This window comes from Endozoicomonas sp. YOMI1, from assembly GCF_024606345.1.
Taxonomy (GTDB): Bacteria; Pseudomonadota; Gammaproteobacteria; order Pseudomonadales; family Endozoicomonadaceae; genus Endozoicomonas.
Window position 1 is genome coordinate 1 of sequence record NZ_JAHHPM010000386.1, and the last position, 5,783, is coordinate 5,783.

Genomic DNA, 5,783 nt, shown 5'->3' on the forward strand with positions numbered 1-5,783 from the left:
GGCGGAAGGCTCTACGCCTGCGCGGCCCGGCCTTCCCGTCTTATATCCCCGCCCGTATTGGGCGAGGGTTTAGGACGTTTTTGCTAAAGCATAAATGATGAAAGCTGGTTAACAAACAATCGCTTCCAGCACATCGCAAAGACCAGACATCATCATCCCTCCTTTTTACCTTCTTCTTGCGTGGTTTCAATGGTTTCCCCAGATTCAGCACTTTCATCTGCTCCTTTACTATCCCCTTCAGCCTCCGGGGAGTCATTTTTCTCCAGTTCAGGCTGCTCTGCCGTAGCTTCTGCAGCCTTTGAGCCATCATCTATTTGAACAGTCTGAACCTTATCAGACACTAATTTAACCTGTTCCTTTTCACCAGATTCTGTTGCAGTTGCTGCTGCGTCTGCTGCAGTCTCTTCCGAACCTTTTTCTTCTAGACCGCCTACACCCTTGTCACTCATTTGAGTATCAGCTTTGGTCTCCTTAACGGTCTTATCACTTATTGAATCACCACCCGGCCCTTTCTCTTCTCCTGATGACCTGTCTGGCATTTCATTCTTCGTATCCCCTGCAGCCACTGTTACGGTATCCGTTCCAGCTATATTGGAAGAAACTGTTATTGGCGCACCATTTGAACCTTTTGAATCTACAGAAGTTGTCAATGGTTGAGTGGTGGCGGGGAATGATGACATGCGATCCATAAATAAAAACCTCTTTTTTCTTTAATAGACACCTACAATAGACTTTGGCCACCTTCAATTGGTTTCAACTTTTTTTAGAGTATTTTTCTCGTAATGTATTACACGTTATTGCTATGATTTTTAACAAGTAACGCAGCTTACCTGCACTACATTAATAGATATAAACCGATTGACGTTTAAATTCTGCAAGCATGATGAACCTCGCTCTCAAGTTATTGCCCTTTAGAATGAAGGTGGTAAATAATTGAAAGAAACCTCCACGTTTATGGTGGGAGCCCCATCCATGGATGCGGCCATAAACTATTCAATCTAATCCATATGCAGAGGAAGCTGTTTTGGATTAACTTAAGATGGCTTACCAATGCGGGTGTCATAGAGCCTGCCAGAGGACCATCAGTTAGCCATGAGAACGGTTGATCACAGGTCTAAACATTCCTAAGTTCTTCTGGAAAAACCATACAATCGCCATGCTGGCAAGCAGGCAACCAGAAAACCCAGCAAAAACAGCGACAATAACCAAAGCAGCCGCTCAAAAGGCAGTGCGATGTTGCTCACAACAGGAATCCAGCTCCCGAGGAACAGAGTCGATACTTTATAGATAACGACACCAGAGCAAAGAGCAAACAGAATCTGCAGCATAGGTTCTGCCCATGTCAGGGCTGCCAGCTGCCAGGGGCTTGCCCCTACCATTCGCAACAGTTCGACTTCCTGTTTTCGCTCGGAAAAACCGGCAGAAAGATTAAAATAGATCATCATCAGGGAGAGCAGTCCGATGATAAAGCTCATCGCCACAAACACATTATTCAGCATTCGCTGATAAGGCCCAAGCTTTTCCAGCTCGAACGAGGGAATCACTACTTCAAGTGGTGTATTGAATGTTGACTTCAGTTCCTTCTGCACCTTAAAGAGGGAGTGGCGATGTCGCAGTTTTATCAAAATGAAGTTAAGGTTATCAGTTTTTATTCCATGGGCTTTTCGGATTTTTCGTAACCCTTCAATAGGAATTAAAATATTACTGTCCAGTGAGGTTCCGGTTTCCATTAAAACCCCCTGAATAATAAATGGCGTTTGATACTCATCTTTTAATGAAGGAGAAAAGCCATTGGCTATCGTCAGGGTTTCTCCGGGCTGATAGTCTGCTGCCAGACTGGCACCAATAAATGCAGACCGATGATTTCTGAATGCCGTGCCTGATCCACTGCCAATGAAATTAAGGGCTTTCAGCTGCAGCGTTTCCATATAACGTGCAGTACTGCCGGTCACTGTATATCCACGGTGACTTTCGTTGGTGGACACAGGTGCAGCCCACTCCACATCCTTCAGGCCAGCAATGGCTTCATAGATTTCCCAGGGTATCACCTGGGGAGGAGGGCCAATGCGAAAAAGACTGTAAAGGACAAGATGTACCGGCTGCGAAGGTGCTCCGACAATCAGGTCTGCACCTGAAGACACCTGTCGGGCATAGGATCGGACGGCTTCATGAATATGGCTGATCACCAGAAGAAGCGCAATACTGAAAGCAAGAGCCAGAATCGAAATCGTTGAACGCCCGGCTCTCTGACCAAGGCTTCTGCGCATAATCTTCATAATGACCATCGGTTTTCGCGCTCCCTTGCCAGGTTCAAGGTATCCATGTTCACATACCGGTCAAAACCATCAATGCCGTTTTCATCATGGGTTGTACAGATCAGTGTGGCTCCACTGGCACGGCATTCATCCTGTAAAAGCTGGTAAACGGCTTTCTTCCCCCTGCCGTCCATGGCCGAAGCCGGTTCATCTGCCAACACCATTTCAGGCTTGCCAATCAGTGCACGGGCAATCGCAAAGCGCTGTTGTTGACCGGCGCTGTATTGTGCAGCATTTTTTGATAGCCGGGATGGGTCTGTTAAGCTGAGCTTGCGAATCAGACGAATGGCATCCTTGGCGGCAGTTTCACACTTCCTTTCAGCTTCATACCTCCTTTTCGCTGAGAAATAGCAGGGCAACAGAATGTTATCGAAGGCACTTAAATAAGGAACCAGCTTATAGTGCTGAAAAACAAACCCGATAGAGTCGGCACGGAGTCTTTCCAGAGAGGAGGTGCCAATTTTTCTTAAATCATTGCCCAGAACCATCACATCACCACTGTTACAGCGAACAAGCCCCATCAGGGCTCTTAACAAGGTGGTTTTGCCAGAGCCATTCCCACCTTGAAGACACACCGTTTCACCAGCATTAATAACCAGCTCCGGAATTCGCAAAACTTCAGTTTCACCAATACTCTGCTCAAGGTCATGAATGGCAACGGCCTGAACATTTGTCATCTTATATCCCCGCCTTGATAAAGACCTGCAGCTGATCAGGATAAACAACGGTCTTGATTTTCATGCTCATGGTTATCGGTCGTCTGCCAATAAAGATAAGCCTCCCCATGACCGGCTTCATAGCACCATTTAATAAGACATACTCCCCCGGAAGATCAGTATTCAAAGTGGCTGAGGGGTTGCTCTATCCAGCGATAGCATTCGTCTTTAGAGCGGGGTCAATACAAGCCGATTGCGCCAGGAGACCTTGCAATTCGTCAAGTTTTTTTATGAAGTGAGTGATGATTTTCACATTAAAAGAGACTACCTGTTTCTTTTCGGGCCTGTAAGATAGTATTGCTAAATACTCAAACATACTCATAACGTCTCCAAGCAGTATTCATGACAGACAATAGCAAAGCCTGTTTCTATGCCCTGGCCACGGCCTTATTATGGTCGACCATTGCCACCGCCTTTAAAATAGCCCTTAAATATCTTGACCCATGGCAGCTGGTATTCTGGTCCGTGGCAACTTCCATCATTGTGCTTACCATCATTGTCATGATTCAGGGAAAGGCTGATTTAATCGTCTCCCAATTCAAACAATCACCGAAATTATTCCTGGCCTTGGGACTGTTAAACCCTTTTCTCTATCACGTTGCCTTGTTTGGCGCTTATGATCTGCTTCCGGCCCAACAGGCGCAGGCATTAAATTACAGCTGGCCAATGGCGCTAACCCTGCTTGCCGTTCCTTTGCTAGGCAGAAAGCTGTCCTTTACCAGCCTGCTCTGCTGCCTGCTGGCCTACGCGGGTGTATCGATTATCTGTACCCGTGGGGAGTTTCAAAACCTTAATTTCTCCAGCCCCACCGGTGTTGTTCTGGCACTTTCAAGTACCATCATCTGGGCGCTTTACTGGCTATTGAATACCCGACGTGAAGGGGATCCTGTGGTTGGCCTGCTGATCTGCTTCATCTGTGGACTGCCCTGGATTATTGGCGCCACCGCCCTCTTCTCCGGTTTCTGGCCCATTGCCTCTAAAGGCCTGGCAGCAGCAGCCTATGTTGGTCTGATTGAAATGGGCTTTGCTTATATCCTGTGGCTGAAAGCCCTTAAACTGGCGGAAAATACCGCCATGATCAGCAATATCAGCTACTTTAGTCCGTTTCTATCACTGATTTTCATCGCCAATATTCTTGGTGAGTCTATCTATCCTGCCACCTATGCTGGCTTGAATATGATTATTGTTGCCGTTCTGGCTCAGCAGCACCTGAGTAGAAAGTAAACGTCATGGCCAGAAACAGCTACTTTGCTTTTAAACAGTTCAGAATTGACCAGGGTGAATGCGCCATGAAAGTCACCACAGATGCCTGCATCTTTGGAGCCCTTCTGGCTGAGTCATCCGGATTACAACATAGCCAGTCAATTCTGGATATTGGCGCAGGCACCGGACTGCTCAGCCTGATGGCAGCTCAGAACTGTAATGGGAAAATCACGGCCGTGGAGCTGGATGAAGAAGCGTCAAAGCAAGCGGTCAGTAACTTTATCGCCAGTCCGTGGGCCGATCAGTTTCAGCTGGTCAATAGCGCTATCCAGATATTCTCTGCCACCAGCCAGCAACGCTTTGACTGTGTCATTTCGAACCCGCCTTTTTTTCAGCAATCCTTCAAGGGGGATGATCAGCGACGAAACATGGCCCGCCATACCGATAGCCTGAGTTTTACTGATCTTGCCAGGGTGATTTCCTGGCATTTAGCGATCACTGGCGAAGCCTGGATTCTACTGCCCGTGGAATCCACACAGCGTTTTTTGGCAGCGGCTGCCCTGGAAGGACTGGGTGTGATCAAACAGATTGGGCTGCGTTCTTCCAGCCGCCATCCGAACCATCGCCATATCCTGGTGTTAAAACACCTGATCCGGGATAAACCTCAGGAAACACAAGAGGAGACTGTCACTATATATATCCAGTCTCCTCACTACACCCAAGAAACCAGACAGTTGATGTCACCTTATTATCTGGCCCTCTAATGGTCAGCAATGATATTCGATGTAAGTACGTTAGACTTCAGGCCATTGCTTCGGTCACTTTGCGTGACCTGTTCATTCGTTGATGAATTGAGATGGTCGGATGAGTAGGGAGCGACCAGACGGGCTCTTGGTCGGTTATCAAACTCCAGTGCCCATAGCAACGTGACCAGAAATATCCCACAAAATATCCACGCCGAGTTAATATTATTTTTATGTATGGTCGCGCTTCACTCCCAAGAAAGGTAAGCCTCAGGACTATCTTAATACAGTCAGGCGAGTAATGAATACCTGATGAAGTCGGTTCGCAAGCGAGCCAACTCGTGGCCCGACCGCCATCCCCCATGAAACTCACAGATCATCGTGCATGGCGATTGGTTCGGGTGTCGGCTCCCTTAGGAGCCGACCTACACGGAGAGACTCGCTTTCGGGTTTCGCGACAGCCTCTTGATGCAGGGAGAAATGCACTTTAATCTTCTCATCCCGGTTTACCTGCCAGCACCAGAATAACCATCCCTCCTTCAAGCTGACAATAATTCGCTTCTTTGCGCTCGGAAAAACTTTTTCGCCTGTCGGGCACTATCTCCGGGCACCCAGGCATGCCAGTGATTTTTTCCCAGAGGCAATGACACTGGCAGGGCTGACCAGTTTTCTGCCAACCGGTGTGGCGAAAAGCATCAAAGTCGCTGATGCTTCCACTCTTGCTAAAATCGGGAACGACCCTGAATACCCCTTAGCAAAATCGTCGTAAACCCTCGCCCAATCGGGCCGGGCCGCGCAGGCGGGGA

6 protein-coding genes are annotated in these 5,783 nt (G+C 47.9%); 2 read left to right on the forward strand and 4 right to left on the reverse strand.

The features are described from left to right. Positions 1–152 precede the first annotated feature (152 nt). From KDK15_RS13890 to KDK15_RS13900, 3 genes are all read right to left on the reverse strand, one after another. The gene (locus KDK15_RS13890) at positions 153–689 is read right to left on the reverse strand and encodes a hypothetical protein (RefSeq protein WP_257295985.1); all 537 of its coding nucleotides are present in this window, start codon (positions 687–689) and stop codon (positions 153–155) included. Between the two features lie 435 nt (positions 690–1,124). Continuing rightward, positions 1,125–2,285, reverse strand: coding sequence for an ABC transporter permease (locus tag KDK15_RS13895; protein ID WP_257295986.1), 1,161 nt, complete (start codon positions 2,283–2,285; stop codon positions 1,125–1,127). Beyond that, positions 2,273–2,992, reverse strand: coding sequence for an ATP-binding cassette domain-containing protein (locus tag KDK15_RS13900; protein ID WP_257295987.1), 720 nt, complete (start codon positions 2,990–2,992; stop codon positions 2,273–2,275). The genes KDK15_RS13895 and KDK15_RS13900 overlap by 13 nt, the downstream gene beginning before the upstream one ends. Before the next feature lie 381 nt (positions 2,993–3,373). On the opposite strand from KDK15_RS13900, the gene KDK15_RS13905 reads away from it, so the two are divergent. Both KDK15_RS13905 and KDK15_RS13910 read left to right on the forward strand, forming a co-directional pair. Beyond that, entirely contained in the window at positions 3,374–4,255 is an 882-nt protein-coding gene (locus tag KDK15_RS13905; RefSeq protein ID WP_257295988.1) for a DMT family transporter, read from the forward strand. A gap of 5 nt (positions 4,256–4,260) precedes the next feature. After that, on the forward strand, positions 4,261–4,998 hold the full coding sequence (locus KDK15_RS13910; protein WP_257295989.1) for a tRNA1(Val) (adenine(37)-N6)-methyltransferase: 738 nt from the start codon (positions 4,261–4,263) through the stop codon (positions 4,996–4,998). Between the two features lie 576 nt (positions 4,999–5,574). Here KDK15_RS13910 and KDK15_RS13915 read toward each other — a convergent pair. After that, positions 5,575–5,783: hypothetical protein (locus KDK15_RS13915; protein WP_257295990.1), on the reverse strand; the 209-nt coding region annotated here is incomplete at its 5' end.